23 protein-coding genes are annotated in these 19039 nt (G+C 40.6%); 16 read left to right on the top strand and 7 right to left on the bottom strand.

The annotated features are described in order from the left end of the window. Nucleotide 1 precedes the first annotated feature (1 nt). A complete protein-coding gene (locus AC3IRX_RS06380; protein WP_489209037.1) occupies nt 2-571 on the top strand; it encodes a 5-formyltetrahydrofolate cyclo-ligase in 570 nt (189 codons plus the stop codon). Here AC3IRX_RS06380 and AC3IRX_RS06375 read toward each other — a convergent pair. Further along, nucleotides 526-1104 (bottom strand): hypothetical protein, encoded by a 579-nt coding sequence (locus AC3IRX_RS06375; RefSeq protein WP_489209035.1) that lies wholly within the window; start codon nt 1102-1104, stop codon nt 526-528. The genes AC3IRX_RS06380 and AC3IRX_RS06375 overlap by 46 nt on opposite strands. Further along, complete coding sequence (locus AC3IRX_RS06370) at nt 1091-2227, bottom strand: hypothetical protein (protein ID WP_489209034.1); 1137 nt, start codon at nt 2225-2227, stop codon at nt 1091-1093. The genes AC3IRX_RS06375 and AC3IRX_RS06370 overlap by 14 nt, the downstream gene beginning before the upstream one ends. Nucleotides 2228-2382: 155 nt before the next feature. Between AC3IRX_RS06370 and AC3IRX_RS06365 the strand changes: the two genes are divergently transcribed. Next, nucleotides 2383-2766, top strand: a complete 384-nt coding sequence (locus AC3IRX_RS06365; protein ID WP_489209032.1) for a hypothetical protein — start codon at nt 2383-2385, stop codon at nt 2764-2766. Nucleotides 2767-2878: 112 nt separating this feature from the next. Further along, nucleotides 2879-3106: a hypothetical protein gene (locus AC3IRX_RS06360; RefSeq protein WP_489209031.1), complete on the top strand. Its 228-nt coding sequence runs from the start codon at nt 2879-2881 to the stop codon at nt 3104-3106. A 79-nt stretch (nt 3107-3185) separates the two neighbouring features. Here the strand turns inward: AC3IRX_RS06360 and AC3IRX_RS06355 are convergent, their stop codons facing one another. The 5 genes from AC3IRX_RS06355 to AC3IRX_RS06335 all read right to left on the bottom strand — a co-directional run bounded on the left by AC3IRX_RS06355 (nt 3186) and on the right by AC3IRX_RS06335 (nt 7774). Next, the gene (locus tag AC3IRX_RS06355) at nt 3186-3956 is read right to left on the bottom strand and encodes a TrmH family RNA methyltransferase (protein WP_489209029.1); all 771 of its coding nucleotides are present in this window, start codon (nt 3954-3956) and stop codon (nt 3186-3188) included. Further along, nucleotides 3946-5472, bottom strand: coding sequence for a DNA recombination protein RmuC (locus AC3IRX_RS06350; RefSeq protein WP_489209027.1), 1527 nt, complete (start codon nt 5470-5472; stop codon nt 3946-3948). Before AC3IRX_RS06350 ends, AC3IRX_RS06355 begins: the two co-directional genes overlap by 11 nt. A gap of 54 nt (nt 5473-5526) precedes the next feature. Beyond that, nucleotides 5527-6024 (bottom strand): YciI family protein, encoded by a 498-nt coding sequence (locus AC3IRX_RS06345; protein ID WP_489209025.1) that lies wholly within the window; start codon nt 6022-6024, stop codon nt 5527-5529. Nucleotides 6025-6027: 3 nt separating this feature from the next. Beyond that, nucleotides 6028-7206: a nicotinate phosphoribosyltransferase gene (pncB, locus tag AC3IRX_RS06340; RefSeq protein WP_489209024.1), complete on the bottom strand. Its 1179-nt coding sequence runs from the start codon at nt 7204-7206 to the stop codon at nt 6028-6030. A 91-nt stretch (nt 7207-7297) separates the two neighbouring features. Continuing rightward, nucleotides 7298-7774, bottom strand: coding sequence for a Dps family protein (locus AC3IRX_RS06335; RefSeq protein ID WP_489209022.1), 477 nt, complete (start codon nt 7772-7774; stop codon nt 7298-7300). A gap of 329 nt (nt 7775-8103) precedes the next feature. Between AC3IRX_RS06335 and rpsL the strand changes: the two genes are divergently transcribed. From rpsL to rplV, 13 genes are all read left to right on the top strand, one after another. Beyond that, nucleotides 8104-8508, top strand: coding sequence for a 30S ribosomal protein S12 (rpsL, locus tag AC3IRX_RS06330; RefSeq protein WP_459083230.1), 405 nt, complete (start codon nt 8104-8106; stop codon nt 8506-8508). A 25-nt stretch (nt 8509-8533) separates the two neighbouring features. Continuing rightward, on the top strand, nt 8534-9010 hold the full coding sequence (gene rpsG, locus AC3IRX_RS06325) for a 30S ribosomal protein S7 (protein WP_459083231.1): 477 nt from the start codon (nt 8534-8536) through the stop codon (nt 9008-9010). 6 nt (nt 9011-9016) lie between these two features. After that, entirely contained in the window at nt 9017-11134 is a 2118-nt protein-coding gene (fusA, locus tag AC3IRX_RS06320; RefSeq protein WP_489209019.1) for an elongation factor G, read from the top strand. 19 nt (nt 11135-11153) lie between these two features. After that, the gene (rpsJ, locus tag AC3IRX_RS06315; protein ID WP_002661363.1) at nt 11154-11459 is read left to right on the top strand and encodes a 30S ribosomal protein S10; all 306 of its coding nucleotides are present in this window, start codon (nt 11154-11156) and stop codon (nt 11457-11459) included. 193 nt (nt 11460-11652) lie between these two features. Then, nucleotides 11653-13824, top strand: a complete 2172-nt coding sequence (locus AC3IRX_RS06310; RefSeq protein ID WP_489209016.1) for a TonB-dependent siderophore receptor — start codon at nt 11653-11655, stop codon at nt 13822-13824. A gap of 19 nt (nt 13825-13843) precedes the next feature. After that, nucleotides 13844-14452 (top strand): hypothetical protein, encoded by a 609-nt coding sequence (locus AC3IRX_RS06305; RefSeq protein WP_489209014.1) that lies wholly within the window; start codon nt 13844-13846, stop codon nt 14450-14452. A gap of 88 nt (nt 14453-14540) precedes the next feature. Further along, nucleotides 14541-15743 (top strand): PepSY-associated TM helix domain-containing protein, encoded by a 1203-nt coding sequence (locus AC3IRX_RS06300; protein WP_489209012.1) that lies wholly within the window; start codon nt 14541-14543, stop codon nt 15741-15743. Between the two features lie 229 nt (nt 15744-15972). After that, on the top strand, nt 15973-16596 hold the full coding sequence (gene rplC, locus AC3IRX_RS06295; protein ID WP_459083236.1) for a 50S ribosomal protein L3: 624 nt from the start codon (nt 15973-15975) through the stop codon (nt 16594-16596). Next, nucleotides 16587-17216, top strand: a complete 630-nt coding sequence (gene rplD / locus AC3IRX_RS06290) for a 50S ribosomal protein L4 (protein ID WP_489209010.1) — start codon at nt 16587-16589, stop codon at nt 17214-17216. The genes rplC and rplD overlap by 10 nt, the downstream gene beginning before the upstream one ends. Before the next feature lie 3 nt (nt 17217-17219). Then, a complete protein-coding gene (rplW, locus tag AC3IRX_RS06285) occupies nt 17220-17507 on the top strand; it encodes a 50S ribosomal protein L23 (RefSeq protein ID WP_459083238.1) in 288 nt (95 codons plus the stop codon). A 28-nt stretch (nt 17508-17535) separates the two neighbouring features. Next, a complete protein-coding gene (rplB, locus tag AC3IRX_RS06280; RefSeq protein WP_489209007.1) occupies nt 17536-18357 on the top strand; it encodes a 50S ribosomal protein L2 in 822 nt (273 codons plus the stop codon). 2 nt (nt 18358-18359) lie between these two features. Further along, nucleotides 18360-18638 (top strand): 30S ribosomal protein S19, encoded by a 279-nt coding sequence (rpsS, locus tag AC3IRX_RS06275; RefSeq protein ID WP_459083240.1) that lies wholly within the window; start codon nt 18360-18362, stop codon nt 18636-18638. Between the two features lie 2 nt (nt 18639-18640). Beyond that, nucleotides 18641-19039 carry a 50S ribosomal protein L22 gene (gene rplV, locus AC3IRX_RS06270; protein ID WP_459083241.1) on the top strand — a complete coding sequence of 133 codons (399 nt, stop codon included), beginning with the start codon at nt 18641-18643 and terminating at the stop codon, nt 19037-19039.

Here is a 19039-nt window from a genome sequence, read left to right as displayed (position 1 = left end):
AATGACAAAAAGTGAACTTCGTCAACATTATTTAGAACTTAGAAAAACCTTATCTAGCGATGAGGTTTTGTCTTATTCGACGCAAATCTTTGAGCGCTTTCTTGCAGCCTTTGATCCTTCAGCGATTGAAAAAGTGCATCTTTTCCTAAGCATTGCCAAATTTAAGGAAGTGAATACTGAGCTTTTTATTTCCTATTTTTTGGATAATGGTATTCGTGTTTTTGTACCTAAGATGGTGGGAGACACCCTTATTTCTATTGAGCTTACAAGAGAGACTCCGATGGTCCTTAACTCTTGGGGAATTCTCGAGCCAACAAGCACGGTTGATAGTGGGGAGAAAGATTTCGACCTAGTCATCACACCCCTTCTGTATTGTGATTTGCTCGGCAATAGGGTTGGGTATGGGAAAGGTTTCTACGATCGATTCTTCACTTCACTTCCTGCGAAAACGAAAAAAGTGGGAGTGGGCTTCTTTGATCCTGCACAGCCCGTACAGGATGTATACGAATCGGACGTTCCGCTCGATTACTTAGTGACTCCTAGAGAAGTACTGTCTTTTATCGGGGTTTGATAGAAATTGAGAAAGAAGAATTTAAATTCCTTTTGGAATTGTTTAGGCGTGGATACCAGAACATACTGCGCTTCACGCTGTTTTCTACCGACGGACCTATTTTGGGCTGAGAAATATTCCACATCAAATTTCGCAAAATTCAACGTGTCGTTTTCGTGAATTTTTTCATAAACGCTGAGGTTATGCACTTTTGCAGCTCTCACTTGGAAGCTATCCAGTTCTTTTAACAGCGGTTGTAGTGTAGTCGAATCCGCCTTATAGAAGTAGCCTTGCAGCTGAGAGTACATCGCGGAGTCTATCTCTGTGTCTTGTTTTCCCGAACTGTATAGGATCGAGAGGTCAATGACCTCTTGTACTTTTTGTTTTGTAATGGAATTAATCGCCTGGGCACTGTCCATATTTGCACTGGGATAGGAGGACTTGTTATTGTTGTACTTTACATTTTCAAGCGATAGTTCGTGCTTGTCTTTTTTGCAGGCTAGTACTAAAAAGGCAAGGGCAAGGAGTAAAACGTATGGATTAAAGTTCTTCATGGTTTGTAATTCTAAATTTAATTAAGACGATCTTACCTTTTTCCATTTTTGTGTCGATTACCTCCATGTTTTTTAAAGAGGTTGTGGGAGTGGTTACCAAATTGATATATCGAGATTTGTCTAGTGTTTCAATTCCATAGGTGTCGTTGTCATAGACTTGATAGATAAGGGCGTCTTGACTGATTAAAAAGTTTAAACTCTCCCGCTTTCTCTTAATGTCCTGAATAGAATTAGAGTAATAGTAGAGCATAATCGCATAATCGTTCGGCTTTAGCTCAATAATTTCACTTTCGGGGGCCGTTTTTAAGTTTCTACGTATCGTGTCGGTTCGGTAGTACGGAGACGAGACCACCATGGTAAGCGTGGAGCCTTCGGGATTGCGATACACGAACGGTTCGTTTGGTTTCGCGTTGTATAGAATAGGCGATTCATCGTTCTTCAAAATCTGCACTTGAAGTTCCGCATTGATTTTGGAATTTCGATCGGAATCTATAAAGTTATAATAATATTCCTTTGTGAAGAGTTCGTCTTTGTATAGGAAAAGCGCTGCAGCGAGTGCGATAAAGGCAAGTCCCGCAATTCCATACCACATTTTCGTGGTTCCCAGTTCTATTTTTGATTCCTGTTTTTTTTCAGGGACCGCTAATTGGGTAGAGACTTGCGAGAGAGAAGTCTCCAGTTCCACCGGTTCAGAAGGCTGAGAATCAATTTTTGTAGGAGAGGTAGGAACCTTTGGGGCTCGTTCCTCAGTGAGATTCGGTTCGGAAGAAGGATTGTAAGTAAGTGGGCTCGCTTCTTCATTTTCTAGTTCCGAGAGGATTTCATCGGCGTAAAGGTGTTTCTTTTTAAATTCATACCAAGAAGAATATCCCGCATAATCAGACAGTAAGTTTAGGATGTCGATGCGAGGTAGTTTGGTGACGGGTGAATTTTTGAAATAGGTGTAAAAGGATTTTTCACTGATGTTTCCTTTCACCTTTTGACGCAAGTCTTCTTGGAAATAAATGATGTCGATTCCTTTCCAATGGGCTATATTTTCTTCAGACGGCGTGTGTGATTCTAAGTATTTGGCCTGAATCTCCGTTTTAAGCTGTTCAAAATGCAATAAATCTAAATCGCTCAAAGTAGATGTTTAGTATTTAAGTCGTTGGTTTTCAGTTATACAAAATTGTAAATTGATTTTACAAATATAATACAATCAATTTTCATAAACAAGTTTGGTATCCGATATACCTTTGTATTGTTCAATTGAAGATGTGCTTTAGAGCAAATCCTAGATTGAATAACAAAAATAAGAAATCAAATCAAACCAAACACCTTATTATGAAAAAATCATTATTCCTAGCTGGATTTGCTGCACTTACCTTAGTAGCATGTAAAAAAACTGAAACTGTAGAAACTGCAAACGCTGCAGATTCAACTGCAAATGCACTAGCTGATTCAGCTGCTGTAATTGCCGATTCTGCTGCATCTGTTATTGACTCTGCTGCAACTGCAACGGTTGACGCTGCTAAAGATGCTGCGGCTGCAACGACTGCGGCGGGTGCTGAAGTAGCAAAAGACGCTGCGAAAGGAGCTGCTGATGCTGCGGAAGGAGCTGCGGATGCAACAGCGAAAGCTGCAAACGACGCTAAGAAAGCAGTGAAGGAAGCTACTAATTAGTAGAAAATCCTTTTTAATCCAGAAATGGATAAAAAAAAGTGCAAACGTATTAGAAAATGAATTACATTTGCACGCTTAATTAAAGAAACAATTTTTAAAACAATAATTTATTATGAAAAAGTCATTATTCGTAGCGGGTATCGCTGCTTTAGCTCTTGTAGCTTGTAAAAAAACTGAAACTGTTGACACTGCTGCTGACGTAGTAGATTCTACTGCTGCTGTTGTTGATTCAGCTGAAGCTGTAGTTGACTCTGCAAACGTTGTTGCTGATTCTGCTGCTACTGTAGCTGAAGAAGCTGCTGCAACTGCTGTTGACGCTGCTGAAGAAGCAACTAACTAGTCACTAGTTTAGAAAAGCTAAAGCCATCTTACCTTAGGGTAGGATGGCTTTTTTAGGTTTAGGCTCTAGAAGAGATTCTCTATTTTTCCAATTTTTGCCTTATAATCTCATAACAGCTAATTGCCACGGCATTGCTTAAGTTGAGTGAATCAATGGTGCCTACCATGGGAATAAGGGTGTTTTGACCTTTGTTTTCCCAAAATGAGGAGAGTCCTGAATGTTCAGTCCCGAAGAGGATGGCTGATTTTTTGGTTAGGTCTTTTGAAGGAAGTGACTTGGACGTTTGGTCCATTAAGGTCGTTAAGATCTGAAAGTTATTTTCTTGCAAAAACGAGTGCAGTTCCTCATTGTTTGAAGTGTAGACCTGAAGCCCAAACAAACAACCCACACTAGAACGAATCACGTTAGGATTGTATAAATCTACCTTGGGATCACTTATAATTAAAGCATCGATACCAAAAGCCTCGCAGCTGCGAAGAATGGCCCCTAGATTGCCGGGCTTTTCAATTCCTTCAAGAATGATAACCGAGGCATTTGTAGCGGGTTTGTAATCGGATAGTTTACTTTCTTTTGCTTTGTAGACACCTAGGATCCCTTCGGAACTTCCCCTATAGGCAATCTTCTCGTAGACCGCAGAGGAAACAAGATAAATCTTTGAGTTCGGTAGAGGCTCGTGATAGTAATCTTCGCAAATATAAAATTCGAGGGGCTCGTAGTTAAATTCAAGAGCTCTTTTATTCTCCTGTCTACCCTCTACGAAAAAGATCCCTTGTTTTTTGCGCTCTTGATTTTTGGTCAAAAGTCGAGTGAGGGTCTTTATTTTTTCATTTTGAGCACTTTCAATTCTCATTCGGTTGGTTTTCTAGGGTGGCTTCATTGCCGACTTCGGACTGTTCAATTAGGGTTTGTGAGAATTCTTTTTTGCTTTTGATTCCCAGCGCTTTCATCTTTTGGGTTTGATGAATTAAATTGTCCCTTCCCGTGTTAAGTTGTTTGTAAGCTTCGTTGTAGGTGTTTTGGGCTGCATCTATATTCTTTCCAACCTTTTCTAGGTTTTCCACGAACGAGACGAACTTGTCGTAAAGTTTAGTGCCTCTTTCCGCAATATCAATCGCATTTCGATTTTGGTATTCCCGTTTCCACAAATCTGCAATTAATTTAAGCGAAGTAATCAAATTGTTTGGACTGAGAAGTAGAATTCTTTTGTCGTAGGCGTAATCCCATAGAGTAGAGTCGTACTGCATAGCTGCAATATAGGCGGCTTCGTTCGGAACAAACATCATTACGAAGTCTAGGGATTTCCCATAATCATCGTACGCTTTTTGAGAGAGTTGGAGGATGTGATTCTTCATAGAACCTACATGCAGTTTTAGATGCGATTCGTACGTGTCGGGATCGGTTTCATCAATGAGGGCTGAGTAAGCCGTTAAAGAAACTTTGGAGTCAATGATGACGCTGCGGTCGTCTGGATATTTAACCACCGCATCCGGACGCATTTTCTTTCCTGAGAACTCGGAAAAGAGTGCTTTTTGATCTTGGTCAGTTAATTGATGCTCCATGAAGTACTCCCGTCCTTTCACTAACCCGGACTTTTCTAGTATACTCTCCAGAATCATTTCGCCCCAATTTCCTTGGGTCTTGCTTTCTCCTTTTAGGGCGCGAGTTAAGTTTTTCGCATCCTGGGAGATCTGTTGATTTAGTTCGGCTAATTCCTTTACTTTCTCCCCAAGGGAGAATCGTTCTTTAGACTCCTTTTCATACGATTCGCTTACTTTGTTTTTAAGTTCTTGAATTTTGTCTTGAAAGGGTTCGAGAATTAATTTGAGGTTGGATTGGGTAGCCTGTGAAAATTTGGTTGATTTCTCTTCAAAGATTTTATTGGCGAGATTTTCAAACTGCTCTTTGGACTGCTCATGCAGTTTTTCTACTTCCTGGACATGGGATTCGATTTTGCTGTGCAGTTGCTTGTTTTCTTCAAAGAGTTGCATTTTTTGTCCAAACAAGGATTGCTTCTCCGTACGGAAAGTTTCTAATTGAGTTAAAAGATCTTTCGTTCGCTCTTTTTCTTCTTCGTAGCGGAGCGTTTGACTTTCGAATTTAGCATGGATACCGGCCTGAGTTTCTCGGGCTAACTCTAGCGTAGCTTCTAGCTCGTTTCTTTTTTCTTTTTCCTGCTCAAGTTGCCCCTGCAACTGCTCGAGTTGTTTGTTTGCATTTTGCTGTTCTGTTCTAATTTGAATGAATTTCTCATTCACATCTTCAAAAAGGCTTCGCTTTACGCTCGAAGACTTATTTAAAAAATAGGCGATTAGGCCGCCGAGTAAAATGCCCAGTACGAGTCCAACAATCAGATAAATGGTTTCCATGGTTCAAAAGTACGAAACTATGTGAGTACAATCAAGAGCAAAGAAGGGGATTCCTTAGGGGTTTTGTTTCGTGATTTTCTTGTGGTCCTTTAAATGGGTGCCTATAGCGGCAGAGCCATACCAGGGTAAGATCTCCGCTTCAAAGATTCCAGCACTTAGCGTGGGGTCGCCCTTCAGTAGTTCTTTTGCCTCCTCTTCTGTTTTGCAATTTAAGAGAAAAATTCCGCGATACTTTAGCGCATTTGCAGTCGAAAACGGACCTGCAATCACTAGTTTTCCAGATTCTGCCAGTGCATTTATATTTGCGAAATGGCCTTTGAAAAGTTCTGCTCTTTGGGTGCGGTCGGTTAGTTCTTTATCCTTAGGTCCCGTTTTTAGAATGACCAGGATGTAAGATTTCATTCCATGGTCATCCGCGCCTAGGGAGTCCGCTAGTTTTTGGTCAAAATTCGGGTTTGTGATTTCCTTGTCTTCCTGAGCTGCTTTGTTTTGTGCATTTGCAAAGGTGAAGCTAAAGAGTAGGCCTAGAAAAAGGAGGTGAAAAGTGCGCATGGTTTAATCTTTTATTTGTAAAAATTCTTTGGCGAGCTTAATCATATTCGGATCCCCCGTGTACTTGCCATGCTCGTCGGAAAGTTTGATCGTAGGGATCCAATCTCCGTTATGGCCTTGAACCCCAATGAGCTTCATCACAATGTTCATGGGTTTTAGTCCCACGTCGTTGGTAAGATTGGTGCCAATCCCAAACGAAGTTCCGATTTTCCCTTCGCAATAATTGCGAATTTCTTCCACTTTGGTTAAGTTCAGTCCGTCGGAAAAGATGATGTATTTATAGAGTGGGTTGATTCCATTGTCTACGTAATGGGCAATGGTCATGTCTGCGAATTCCATAGGGTCTCCACTGTCGTGGCGGACTCCATCAAATAGTTTTGCAAACTTTTTGTCAAATTGCTGAAAAAATACTTCCGTAGTGTAGGTGTCTGAAAGAGCGACTCCTAGATCCCCGCGGTAGATATCCACCCAATGTTCTAAGGCGAGTTTGTTTGCCATTTTAAATCCAAACTCAGCTCCATGGAACATGAACCATTCGTGCGCATGCGTCCCAATGGGCTTTACTCCGTATTTCATTGCGAAGTGTACGTTTGAGCTTCCCGTGAATTTAGTGTTTTGGTTTTGAACTAAGGAGTTCACAACCATGTCGTGCACTTTGTAGGAGTGGCGTCTACGGGTGCCAAACTCCGCAAAGGTGACCCCAAGTTCAACCAATTTTTGTGCTTTACGGTCCGTCGTTTCAATGACCGTTTCGTTGGAATCTCTTTCCATATGATTTAGAACATAATGGAGTTCGGAGATTAGGGCTAACAAGGGAACTTCCCAAAGGATCGTTCGGTACCATAGACCCTCGACCCATACTTTCAGTTTATTTCCATCCTGTTCAATGTGAACTTCGGAAGGATCGTAATGGTAGCCTTCTAAAAAGTCTAGATACGGAAGGTCAATATAGGGACAGGTGGTTTGAAGATAGGACTTTTCTGCTTTGGTTAACTTAAGTTCTGCCATCGCATTTACGGCCTGACGGAGCTCCTGCGCAAATCCAGGAGGAAAGAAGTGTTGTCCTCGGTTGATGAATTCGTATTTTACACTTTGGGTAGGAAACAGTTTTACAACTGCATTTTGCATTGTGAATTTGTAGAAATCATTGTCTAGGATGGAGTTGAATCGAACGTCTGCCATATATTTTAAACTATGTAAATACAAATGTAACGAAACCGATCATAAAAAAATCGCCACAAGGGGCGATTTTCGAAAAACTTGAGTAAAGCTTTTATTTTCTTAAATAGGCATTATACATCCATACCTCTTTTTCTTGTTCGGTCACATAATCACTCATCTGAGAGTTGGTTCCTTCGTCTCCAGCTTTTTCGCTCACATCGAGAAGTTCTCTCTGCAAATCAATCACGATTTTAAATGAGTTTAAAATGTTTTCGACCGCTTTCACAGGATCGCTCACTTCCTTACTTTCCTTAATGGTTGAGATTTCAAGGTAGTCTGAATAGTTGTGTAGGGGCGTTCCATCGAGGGTTAGAATTCGCTCTGCGATTTCATCAATTTTTAAAACTAAGTTATTGTAAAGCTCTTCAAATTTAGGATGCAAGGTGAAAAACTGATCTCCTGTAATGTTCCAATGTGCCCCTCTTGTGTTTTGATAAAAAATCGAATAATTTGCAAGTAGAGTATTTAGTTTGGCTGCGATTTCTTCGCAGTCGGCCTTGGCCAGACCGATAATAGCATGTCTTTTCATATAGATTGTTTTAATTTTCTTGTTTGATTAAGACAAAGGTAGGAAGAATCAAGGGCGATACCTAGGGCATTGAATAGAAGGTTTCAATCTGCATGATACGCAATATAATTTGCGAAGAAGGAACTATGGTTTTATTCAAATTCACTCTCCTGTTTTTGATTAAGAAAGGGGACTTATTCTTCTGATCGCTACCCTCTACAACTTAAGTTGGGAGAAAATTGGGGTAATTCACTGACTATGAAGCGAGGCAAATGTTGAAATTATAGCCAGAGCTATTGCCAAATAAAAAATATTCACTACTTTTGCACCCTAAAATAAAAAGCAATTAAATGCCTACTATTCAACAATTAGTTAGAAAAGGAAGAGCCACGCTTGCCAAGAAGAGCAAATCGGCTGCCCTTGAATCCAGTCCACAAAGACGAGGAGTATGTACGAGAGTATATACGACTACTCCTAAGAAACCGAACTCTGCACTTAGAAAAGTTGCAAGGGTAAGACTTTCTAATGGGAAGGAAGTCAACGCTTATATCCCGGGCGAAGGACACAATCTTCAAGAGCACTCGATAGTATTGGTACGTGGAGGAAGGGTGAAAGACCTACCGGGAGTACGTTATCACATTGTTAGAGGAGCCTTAGACACCGCTGGTGTTAACGGAAGAACCCAAAGAAGATCCAAGTATGGAGCTAAGAGACCAAAACCAGGTCAAGCGGCTGCTACGGGTAAGAAAAAGTAATCATTAATTATTTAGAAACGAAACAATGAGAAAGACAAAAGCGAAAAAAAGACCGTTGTTACCGGATCCGAAGTTTAATGATCAACTGGTAACACGATTTGTAAATAACTTAATGCTCGATGGTAAGAAATCGATCGCATTTAAGATTTTCTACGATGCATTAGATTTAGTAGAAGCGAAAAAAGGAGAAACTGAAAAGACTTCTCTTGACATCTGGAAAGATGCGCTTACTAATGTAATGCCACACGTAGAAGTACGTTCAAGAAGAGTTGGGGGTGCAAACTTCCAGATTCCAATGCCGATTCGTGCAGACAGAAAAATTTCGATGGCCATGAAATGGTTAATCAAATATTCTAAAGCAAGAAACGACAAATCGATGGCTCTTAAGTTAGCGACTGAAATTATCGCGGCTGCAAAAGAAGAAGGTGCTGCTTACAAGAAGAAATCCGATACGCATAAAATGGCAGAAGCCAACAAAGCGTTCTCACACTTTAAATTCTAATCTGAAATGGCAAGAGACCTTAAATACACAAGAAATATTGGTATCGCTGCTCACATTGATGCAGGTAAAACCACCACGACAGAAAGAATTTTATTCTACACGGGTAAAACTCACAAACTGGGAGAAACTCACGAAGGTTCTTCTCAGATGGACTGGATGGAGCAGGAAGCTGAAAGAGGGATTACAATCCAATCTGCAGCGACTACTTGTAGTTGGGTGTTCCCTCGTAAAGACGGACAACCTACACCTGAGTCAAAAGATTACCACTTCAATATTATTGATACCCCGGGACACGTTGACTTTACCGTAGAGGTAAACCGCTCGTTAAGAGTACTTGACGGTCTTGTTTTCTTATTCTCTGCCGTAGACGGTGTGGAGCCTCAATCGGAAACGAACTGGAGACTTGCAGACAACTACAAAGTAGCCCGTATGGGATTCGTTAATAAGATGGACCGTCAAGGTGCAGACTTCTTGATGGTAGTGAAGCAAGTAAAAGAAATGCTTGGATCGAATGCCGTTCCAATCGTACTTCCTATTGGTGCAGAAGAAGACTTTGTTGGGGTTGTAGACCTTATCAAGAACAGAGCGATCATTTGGCATGACAATACACAAGGGGCAACCTTTGACGTAGTGCCAATTCCAGAGGATATGAAAGAAGAAGTTCACGAATATAGAGAGAAGTTAGTAGAAGCAGTAGCGGATTACGACGACACTCTAATGGAGAAATTCTTCGAAGATCCAGATTCTATTTCAGAAGACGAAATCAACGAAGCCCTAAGAAAAGCGACAATCGACATGTCGATTATCCCAATGACTTGTGGTTCTTCATTCAAAAACAAAGGAGTTCAGTTTATGCTGGATGCGGTATGTAAATACCTTCCTTCTCCAATGGATAAAGAAGCGATTGATGGAACCGATCCGAAAACAGACGAGCCTATTACAAGAAGACCTGACGTAACTGAACCTTTCGCTGCGTTAGCGTTTAAAATTGCTACGGATCCATTCGTGGGACGTTTAGCATTCTTCAGAGCTTATTCTGGAAGATTGGATGCAGGATCTTACGTTCTTAACAACCGATCAGGTAACAAAGAGAGAATCTCTAGAATCTACCAAATGCACGCAAACAAGCAAAATCCAGTGGAGTATATCGAGGCTGGAGATATTGGTGCTGCTGTTGGATTTAAAGATATCAAAACAGGAGATACACTTTCTGATGAGAAAAACCCAATTGTTTTAGAATCTATGTTGTTCCCAGATCCAGTGATCGGGATTGCAGTAGAGCCGAAAACAAAAGCGGACCAGGATAAAATGGGGAACGCTCTTGCTAAACTAGCAGAAGAAGATCCAACATTCCAAGTAAAAACAGACGAAGCTTCAGGTCAAACGATCATCTCCGGAATGGGAGAGCTTCACTTAGATATCATCGTGGACCGTTTGAGACGCGAATTCAAAGTGGAAGTAAACCAAGGTCAACCTCAAGTAGAGTATAAAGAAGCACTTACTGCGAAAGCAGCTCACCGTGAAGTTTATAAAAAGCAATCGGGTGGACGTGGTAAATTTGCAGACATTGTATTTGAAATTGGTCCTGCAGACGAAGACAAACCAGGTCTTACCTTTGTGAATGAAATTAAAGGAGGTAACATTCCAAAAGAATTCATTCCATCGGTTGAGAAAGGATTTAAGGAATCTATGAAAAACGGTCCTTTGGCTGGATTCGAAGTAGAGTCCATGAAAATTACACTGAAAGACGGATCTTTCCACGCAGTGGACTCGGATCAACTTTCTTTTGAACTTGCAGCGAAAATGGGATTCAGAGAATCCGGTAGAGCAGCGAAAGCCGTGATCATGGAACCGATCATGAAACTAGAAGTAGTGACTCCTGAAGAATACATGGGAGATATCGTAGGGGACCTTAACAGAAGAAGAGGAACCGTAAACGGTATGGACGATAGAAACAATGCGAAAGTAATTAAAGCATTCGTCCCGCTTTCTGAAATGTTTGGTTATGTGACTTCGTTAAGAACCTTGTCTTCAGGTAGAGCAACCTCTTCCATGGAGTTCGAGAAATACGAAGCAGCACCTAACAATATTGCTGAAGATGTAATCGCGAAAGCTAAAGGTTAATTTTTAAAATTAGATTAAAATGTCACAAAGAATTAGAATAAAACTTAAGTCTTACGATTACAATTTGGTAGATAAATCTGCTGAGAAAATCGTAAAAACTGTAAAAGCTACAGGGGCTGTTGTAAATGGACCAATTCCATTGCCAACCAACAAGAGAATCTTTACTGTGTTAAGATCTCCTCACGTGAACAAGAAAGCGAGAGAGCAATTCCAATTGTCCGCACACAAGCGTCTAATGGATATCTACTCTTCTTCTTCTAAGACGGTTGATGCTCTAATGAAGCTAGAACTTCCAAGTGGAGTAGACGTTGAGATCAAAGTATGATCCTTGTTTACTTACTATAACTCAAAACCGCTCTTAGGAGCGGTTTTTTTTTATGTTTCCTATTCTAAATTAAGCGCTCTTATTTAGAATGCTTCTAGATTAATTTTAAATAACTGATATTTGTCATTTCAAGTGCTTATTTAGACTAATTAAAAATTGTACTTTTGGGCATCGAAAAAAACGACGGTTACTTATGAAAAAATCAATAATTATTGCCGCAGTCCTAGGATCTATGGGGATCTTTGCCCAACAGAAGAAAGATTCTATTCCTGCTGTAACACAAATAGAAGAAGTAAACTTATTTGGAGCCAGTGCGGCACAACCGGAAGGTCTTGAGATGATCACTCGTATGCCTCTTAAAGCTAGAGATCAAATTCAAAGCATCTCTGTTCTTTCTTCCAAAGTGATTGAAGACTTAGGAGGACTAAGTGTAACGGATGTGGTAAAGAACATTCCTGGGGTTACTCAATTTGCCTCTTATGGAGGAACCAAGGAAAGTATGACGATCCGTGGATACCGCGGAGTACCGGTACTTAAAAATGGAGTCCGGATGGACAGTGATTTTAGAACGAGCTCAATGCTAACCGATATGCAAGGAGTAGAATCGATCCAAGTGATTAAAGGATCGGCCGCGATTACGCAAGGAGTCGCTAGTGGACTAGGAGATGCGGGAGGTGTAATTAATATTGTGACTAAAAAACCTCATTTCATTAACAAAGGAAGTGTGGGAGTTCGCTACGGAAGCTGGGACATGTACCGAGGCTTTCTCGACGTACAACGGGTTCTAGATCCTGCAAAGAAAGTAGGAGTTAGACTAAATGCTTCCTATCAAAATAACCAGAGCTTTAGAGACAATGTTCAGGGGGAAAGAGTTTATATTAATCCTTCGGTAGCTTACCGAATAAGCGATAGAACGGAAGTGAGTGTGGAAATGGATTATTTCAATTCCAATTTAACTCCCGACCGAGGGACCGTGAACTTAGGCCCTGGAAGTGAGAATCATATTTACGAAATGCCGAAAGGAAACTTTTTAGGTTTCAAAACGGACAATAGCAATACCACGACTATTAATTTAGCGACGAATTTGACTCATCGTCTAAGCGATAAGTTGAAGCTGCGTGCTGCTTATTACAACTCATCTTATACAAATGACAATATTTCTTCTTCGTTAGGGAAAGGATCGAGTGCAACGGGGTACGCTGTTTTGTCTCGTTCCTTAGGCCGAAGCGAAAGAGAAGACAACAACCAAACGTTGCAATTCGATTTCATTGGCCAAGATGTGTATACGGGATCTATTAAGCATACGTTCCAAACGGGGTTTGACTGGACACAGTCCAACGTGGACACCTATTCCTATGCGACCAAATCCAATGTAGATCAAATCAATGTACTGGAGAAAATTAGCAATACACTTCCCGCAGGCGTTAATCTTGATTTTGGAGCGAGACCGGACGGTGTCAATACGAAAAGCAGCACCTACGGACTTATTGCACAAGACGTGATCACCATCAATCCTTTCTTAAAAGCAGTTCTTGGACTTCGTTATAGCCATTTGAATGGACTTGATGCAGAAACTGTGAAGGACGCTTGGAACCCGACCTTCGGTCTAATGATTTCTCCAAGAGAGAATATGAATATCTTCGGATCTTATACTTCAACCACTTCACTTCGAGGCGCAAACAATCCTCTTGATGGGGGTGGAATTGTAGGGTCAGAGAGAACAGACCAAATTGAGGCCGGATTGAAATCGGATTGGTTCCAAGAGAAACTTAGATTCAATGTGACGCTCTTCCATATGAATACAGACAATCTTTCCTACACTATCTTAAATGAACAAGGACAGTCGACAGGTCTTTATGGACTGGCTGGTAAACTGGTTCGTTCTGGTGTGGATGTAGAACTGATTGGAAAGGTGATGACGAATCTTCAAGTGATGGCGGGCTACTCGTACCTCGATGCGAAGTATAAAGAATCCCCTGCCTATATGGACGACTCGGCTCCCATGAACACTCCTTCACACACCGCAAACGGATGGGTAAACTATAAGTTTAACCAAGGGGCGCTTCGAGGTCTTGATTTCGGAGTCGGTGCTTACTATGTGGGCGCTAGACCGGTAGACAATTTCACAAAGAAAACCATCCAATCCGGCCACGCAAATTCCGTGGAACCAGGAGTGAAACCGTTTGAACTTGATAGCTATGCTACACTCGAGGCGCAAGTAGGATACCAAATGGGGAATCTAGGACTGAGAGTATTCCTTAACAACCTTACCGATGTGGTGAATTATAGTTCTTATTTCCGAGGAGGCTATTTAGATCAGATTCAACCGCGCAATGCTTCTGTACAATTGACATATAAATTCTAATCTTAAAAAACTGAAAAAAATGAAATTAATCAAAACTCTGTTGTCCTTCGCTCTTGTCATGCTCGTAATGGCTTGTTCAAAAGAAGGAAAGAAAAGAATGGCTGACTATTCCATCATTCAAAAAGAATTGAATTTGGATAGTGAAACCTCTACGGCCTTTAAAGCCATCACTGACAAATACGATGAGTCTCGTAAGAGCTTCCGTGCAACCCTTGGTGAACACCCAGACCGGGTCACTCTTTTCTCTAAATACGAAGAGTTCCAAGCGAGTCAAGATGGGGAAGTGGCTCAAATCTTAACGCCTGAGCAAATGGCGAAGTACAGTAAGTTTGTAGACGAAAACACAAGAAAGAGACCAAGGTACAACAATGAGACTTTGGCCCTGATTCAATCTGAGGCGCAATTGGATGAATCCCAAATGCAAGTGGTCAATGCGGCAAACGATGCTTTTGAGAAGTCCTATTCCGATGCTCACGACTTGTATCATGGCAATCCAGAATTGGGTAAAGAATATTGGACGAAGTTCGATGCGCAAAGAAAAGCAGCGATTGAGTCGGTTTTAAGCCCAGAACAAAAAGCGGCCTATACGGAAGTCGTGAAAGATATTTCCAATAGTAGCAAGAAGTAAGTGACTTTAGGTAAGTCTATTTTCATCCCTTTAATTTAATTACGGAAAGTTGAACCTTCAAAAGGTTCAGCTTTCTGTATATAAAATCATGAGCAACGTAAAAAAGAGTTTATTTCGAAAACGTCGAAAGAAGGAGAGTCTTCTGAAGTACGTGATGTTTCTTTCTCATTTATGGCTAGGGCTACTAAGTGGAGTCGTCATTATGCTGCTGTGTATTTCAGGCTGCCTATACTCCTTTAAAACACAAATCATTGAGTCCTATAACTCGGATAAAGTTTTCGTGGAAACAAAGGGACAAGTGCCCATTAGTCCAAAGAAGCTACAGGATTTATTGGAGGCCAAGGACCATAAACTCAATAGCATTCATTTGCCAAAGGAGGCCAACCGTGCATGGAGCCTTTCCTATTTTGATCAGCAAGAAAATTTAAAAAGCACGTATTTCAATCCCTATACGCAAAAAGAGCTGGGAACAAGCGATGCCGCACTGGATTCTTTTTTTCAAGTCGTACTTGATTTTCACCGAACCTTACTCTTAGGCGATTTTGGACGCCAAATCTTAGGGGTCGGTGTTCTTCTATTTTTGTTTTTAATGCTGAGTGGTTTTATTCTATGGCTACCCAAAAAACTTAAGTACCTAAAGCAAAGTTTTACAATAAAGTTTAGAGCTAAATTTCAGAGAGTAAATTATGATTTTCATAAAGTGGTTGGGTTTTACTGCATGCTGCTACTCGCTTTTATTTCGGTAACTGGAATTTACATTACGTATCCGTGGGTAAAGAGTGGACTTATCGTAGCTCTAGGGGGAGAACCTCTAAGTCAAATTAATTCGGAAAGCGAATTAGAAGGCTCAGGGGATTTTGCTGCCCTGATGCAAGACATGCTAAAGAGACAAGATGAAAAGAAGCAAGCACCTGAGCAAAAAACAGCCACACTCGCGGAAATTGTAGATAAGGTTCAAAAAGAATTTCCTGCCAAAGCAAGCCTTGCCATAGAATTCCCGAACTCTGAAAACCCTCGCTTCATGGTGAAGAGAAGGCATAATGAGAATTCACTTCGTTTCATTGTGGAGGACGAACTTAGTTTTGATCGCAGTGGAGAACTACAAACCAAAGAGATTTTTCTAGATAAACCTCTCAACAAACAATTTTCGGCTCTAGCAAAACCACTACATACAGGCGAGATCATGGGACTCTCTAGTATTATTGTATACTTCATCGTCACTTTGATCGGAGCCTTACTCCCATTGAGCGGATTTTTGATCTGGTGGAACCGGGCTCGAAAATTAAAATAAAGCTAAAGCTCTGAACGGGAGCTCTCCCGAGTTTAAGCACTAGATTCAAAAGCTAGTTTGCGCATTCTTTGTTATTTTTCTGAAATTAATTTAACTCACTGTTTGTCAGTTAAAAAAATATCCTTAAATTTGCACACTCATTTTAGGGGAGAAGTGTGCCTAATTGAATCATAGAAATCACTTACAAACCGAAATGAAATCGTTGAAAACAGTAACTATATATTAAATAATGTCAGGTATTATTGGAAAAAAAATCGGGATGACTTCCCTGTTTGACGAAAGCGGAAAAAACATTCCGTGTACCGTTATTCAGGCGGGGCCTTGCTCGGTTTTACAGGTCAGAACCGTAGAAGCTGATGGCTATAGCGCCGTGCAGCTAGGTTTCGATGACAAGAGTGAAAAGAACGTTGGTAAAGCGTTAGCCGGCCATTTTAAAAAGGCAGGTTCTACTCCAAAAGCTAAATTGGTAGAATTCGTACACGGATCTACAGAATTAAGCGTTGGAGATGAAGTAAATGTAAAACTTTTTGGAGAAGGAGAGTACGTGGATGTAACCGGTACCTCTAAAGGTAAAGGATTCCAAGGGGTAGTAAAAAGACACAACTTTGCGGGTGTTATGCAAGCGACTCACGGTCAGCATAACCGACTTAGAGCACCAGGTTCCATTGGAGCAGGTTCTGACCCATCTAGAGTATTCAAGGGCATGAGAATGGCCGGAAGAATGGGTGGTAAGCAAGTGACGGTTCAAAACCTTCAAGTGTTAAAAGTGGATGAAGAACAAAATCTTTTAGTTGTAAAAGGTGCTGTTCCAGGGGCTAAAAATTCATATGTAATTGTAAGAAGATGGAACTAGTAGTATTAAATAATTCAGGGAAAGAAACCGGAAGAAAAGTTACTCTTGACGAATCTGTTTTCGGAATTGAGCCTAACCAACACGCGGTTTACTTAGAAGTAAAACAATACCTGGCTGCACAAAGACAGGGAACTCATAAGTCTAAAGAAAGAAGCGAAATTACCGGTTCTACTAAGAAACTTAAGAAACAAAAAGGATCTGGATCTGCACGTTACGGGGATATCAAATCACCAATCTTCAGAGGTGGAGGACGTATTTTTGGTCCAAAACCAAGAGACTACAGATTCAAATTGAACAAAGCGCTTAAGAGACTTGCTAAAAAATCTGTTCTTTCACAGAAGTTGAAAGACAACAGCATTAAAGTCCTTGAAGATTTGAGCTTGAACGCTCCTAAAACCAAAGATTTCATCAGCGTATTGAACGCATTGGAATTAAACGGTAAGAAGTCTCTGTTCATTCTTCCTGAAGCGAATAAGAATGTGTATTTATCTTCAAGAAACTTACCTAAAACAAGAGTATTGAACTATACTGAAATTAGTTCTTACGATCTTGTAAATGCAGGTGAGATTATTTTCTTCGAAGGTGCAATTGAAAAATTCCAGGAAAACTTAAAGAAATAAATCATGTCAGTTATTATTAAACCAGTTATTTCAGAGAAAGCCAACTACCTTACCGAATTAAGAGGGGCTTATTCTTTCTTAGTAGATACTAAGGCGAATAAAATCCAAATTAAAGGGGCTGTAGAAGAAGCTTACGGAGTGAAAGTAGCGGACGTTAGAACCATGATTTATGCGCCTAAAGTTTCTGCGAAACACACAAAAAAAGGTCTTCAAGTAGGAAAGACAAACAAATTGAAAAAAGCAGTAATTACCCTTCAAGAAGGGGAAGTACTAGATATTTTTTCAGTATAAATAAGTATTAATAGTATAAATAATAGTAATGTCTGTTAGAAAATTAAAACCTATCACCCCGGGACAGAGATTCAGAGTTGTAAATAACTTTGAGGAAATTACTACCAACAAACCAGAGAAGTCTCTAACTGTTGGTATTAAAAAGTCAGGCGGACGTAACCAAACTGGTAAAATGACCATGCGTTACACCGGAGGTGGACACAAAAAGAAATACAGAATTATCGACTTCAAAAGAAATAAATTTGACGTTGAAGCAACCGTTAAGTCTGTAGAGTACGATCCAAACAGAACTGCTTTTATCGCACTTCTAGAATACACAGATGGAGAGAAGAGATACATCATCGCTCCTGCAGGTATCCAAGTGGATCAAAAAGTAGTGTCTTCAGAATCAGCGGAACCTAATGTAGGGAACGTAATGAAGTTAAAGAACATACCTTTAGGTACTGTGATTTCATGTGTAGAACTTAGACCAGGACAAGGAGCAATCCTTGCGAGATCTGCAGGTTCATCCGCACAATTAACTTCAAGAGACGGAAAATACGCGATCGTGAAACTTCCTTCAGGGGAGTCTAGAATGATCCTTACGGAATGTCTTGCAATGATTGGTTCTGTATCCAATCACGACCATATGCTTACCGTTTCTGGGAAAGCAGGTAGAAGTAGATGGCTTGGTAGAAGACCTAGAACGAGAGCGGTTGTAATGAACCCAGTCGATCACCCAATGGGTGGTGGTGAAGGTCGTTCTTCAGGTGGACACCCAAGATCAAGAAACGGAATGCCGGCCAAAGGGTACAAAACCAGAAAGAAAAACAAAGTTTCTAACCGTTACATCGTATCTAAAAGAAAATAATTATGGCAAGATCACTTAAAAAAGGACCATTCATTCATCATACTTTAGATAAGAAGGTTCAGGCAAATATTGAGTCTGGTAAGAAGACAGTAATCAAAACGTGGTCCAGAGCATCGATGATCTCTCCAGACTTCGTAGGACACACCATCGCAGTACACAACGGAAAATCTTTTATTCCTGTATACGTGACTGAAAACATGGTAGGTCATAAGTTAGGCGAATTTTCTCCGACAAGATCTTTTAGAGGTCACGGTGGTAACAAAAATAAAGGTAGCAGATAATCATGGGATCAAGAAAACAAGATAGCGCAATCGCTCAAAAAATAGCAAAGAAAGACGTGGTTCAAGCCCGTCTTAACGACTGCCCATCTTCTCCTAGAAAAATGAGATTAGTTGCTGATATCATCAGAGGAGAAAGCGTAGACAAAGCTCTATACATTCTTAAATTTTCTAAGAAAGAAGCGTCAAACAAATTGGAGAAACTTTTGCTTTCTGCAATGGCGAACTGGCAAACGAAAAACGAGGGAGCTGACATTGAGGAAGCAAACCTTATCGTGAAAGAAATCTACGTGGATAGTGCAAGACAATTGAAGAGACTAAGACCGGCTCCACAAGGAAGAGGTCATAGAATCAGAAAGAGATCTAACCACGTGACATTAATTTTAGGCAACAAAGAAATTTAA

It is taken from the genome of Epilithonimonas sp. KH_059 (assembly GCF_057838485.1).
The sequence above is the reverse complement of the archived record's forward strand: the minus strand, read 5'-3'. Positions and strand labels throughout refer to the sequence as shown.

Bases quoted from the DNA above. Each gene is read 5' to 3' on its own strand.
- AC3IRX_RS06380 (WP_489209037.1), top strand. From the start codon at position 2: ATGACAAAAAGTGAACTTCGTCAACATTATTTAGAACTTAGAAAAACC.
- AC3IRX_RS06375 (WP_489209035.1), bottom strand. From the start codon at position 1,104: ATGAAGAACTTTAATCCATACGTTTTACTCCTTGCCCTTGCCTTTTTA.
- AC3IRX_RS06360 (WP_489209031.1), top strand. From the start codon at position 2,879: ATGAAAAAGTCATTATTCGTAGCGGGTATCGCTGCTTTAGCTCTTGTA.
- AC3IRX_RS06355 (WP_489209029.1), bottom strand. From the start codon at position 3,956: ATGAGAATTGAAAGTGCTCAAAATGAAAAAATAAAGACCCTCACTCGA.
- AC3IRX_RS06350 (WP_489209027.1), bottom strand. From the start codon at position 5,472: ATGGAAACCATTTATCTGATTGTTGGACTCGTACTGGGCATTTTACTC.
- AC3IRX_RS06345 (WP_489209025.1), bottom strand. From the start codon at position 6,024: ATGCGCACTTTTCACCTCCTTTTTCTAGGCCTACTCTTTAGCTTCACC.
- pncB (WP_489209024.1), bottom strand. From the start codon at position 7,206: ATGGCAGACGTTCGATTCAACTCCATCCTAGACAATGATTTCTACAAA.
- AC3IRX_RS06335 (WP_489209022.1), bottom strand. From the start codon at position 7,774: ATGAAAAGACATGCTATTATCGGTCTGGCCAAGGCCGACTGCGAAGAA.
- rpsL (WP_459083230.1), top strand. From the start codon at position 8,104: ATGCCTACTATTCAACAATTAGTTAGAAAAGGAAGAGCCACGCTTGCC.
- rpsG (WP_459083231.1), top strand. From the start codon at position 8,534: ATGAGAAAGACAAAAGCGAAAAAAAGACCGTTGTTACCGGATCCGAAG.
- fusA (WP_489209019.1), top strand. From the start codon at position 9,017: ATGGCAAGAGACCTTAAATACACAAGAAATATTGGTATCGCTGCTCAC.
- rpsJ (WP_002661363.1), top strand. From the start codon at position 11,154: ATGTCACAAAGAATTAGAATAAAACTTAAGTCTTACGATTACAATTTG.
- AC3IRX_RS06310 (WP_489209016.1), top strand. From the start codon at position 11,653: ATGAAAAAATCAATAATTATTGCCGCAGTCCTAGGATCTATGGGGATC.
- AC3IRX_RS06305 (WP_489209014.1), top strand. From the start codon at position 13,844: ATGAAATTAATCAAAACTCTGTTGTCCTTCGCTCTTGTCATGCTCGTA.
- AC3IRX_RS06300 (WP_489209012.1), top strand. From the start codon at position 14,541: ATGAGCAACGTAAAAAAGAGTTTATTTCGAAAACGTCGAAAGAAGGAG.
- rplC (WP_459083236.1), top strand. From the start codon at position 15,973: ATGTCAGGTATTATTGGAAAAAAAATCGGGATGACTTCCCTGTTTGAC.
- rplD (WP_489209010.1), top strand. From the start codon at position 16,587: ATGGAACTAGTAGTATTAAATAATTCAGGGAAAGAAACCGGAAGAAAA.
- rplW (WP_459083238.1), top strand. From the start codon at position 17,220: ATGTCAGTTATTATTAAACCAGTTATTTCAGAGAAAGCCAACTACCTT.
- rplB (WP_489209007.1), top strand. From the start codon at position 17,536: ATGTCTGTTAGAAAATTAAAACCTATCACCCCGGGACAGAGATTCAGA.
- rpsS (WP_459083240.1), top strand. From the start codon at position 18,360: ATGGCAAGATCACTTAAAAAAGGACCATTCATTCATCATACTTTAGAT.
- rplV (WP_459083241.1), top strand. From the start codon at position 18,641: ATGGGATCAAGAAAACAAGATAGCGCAATCGCTCAAAAAATAGCAAAG.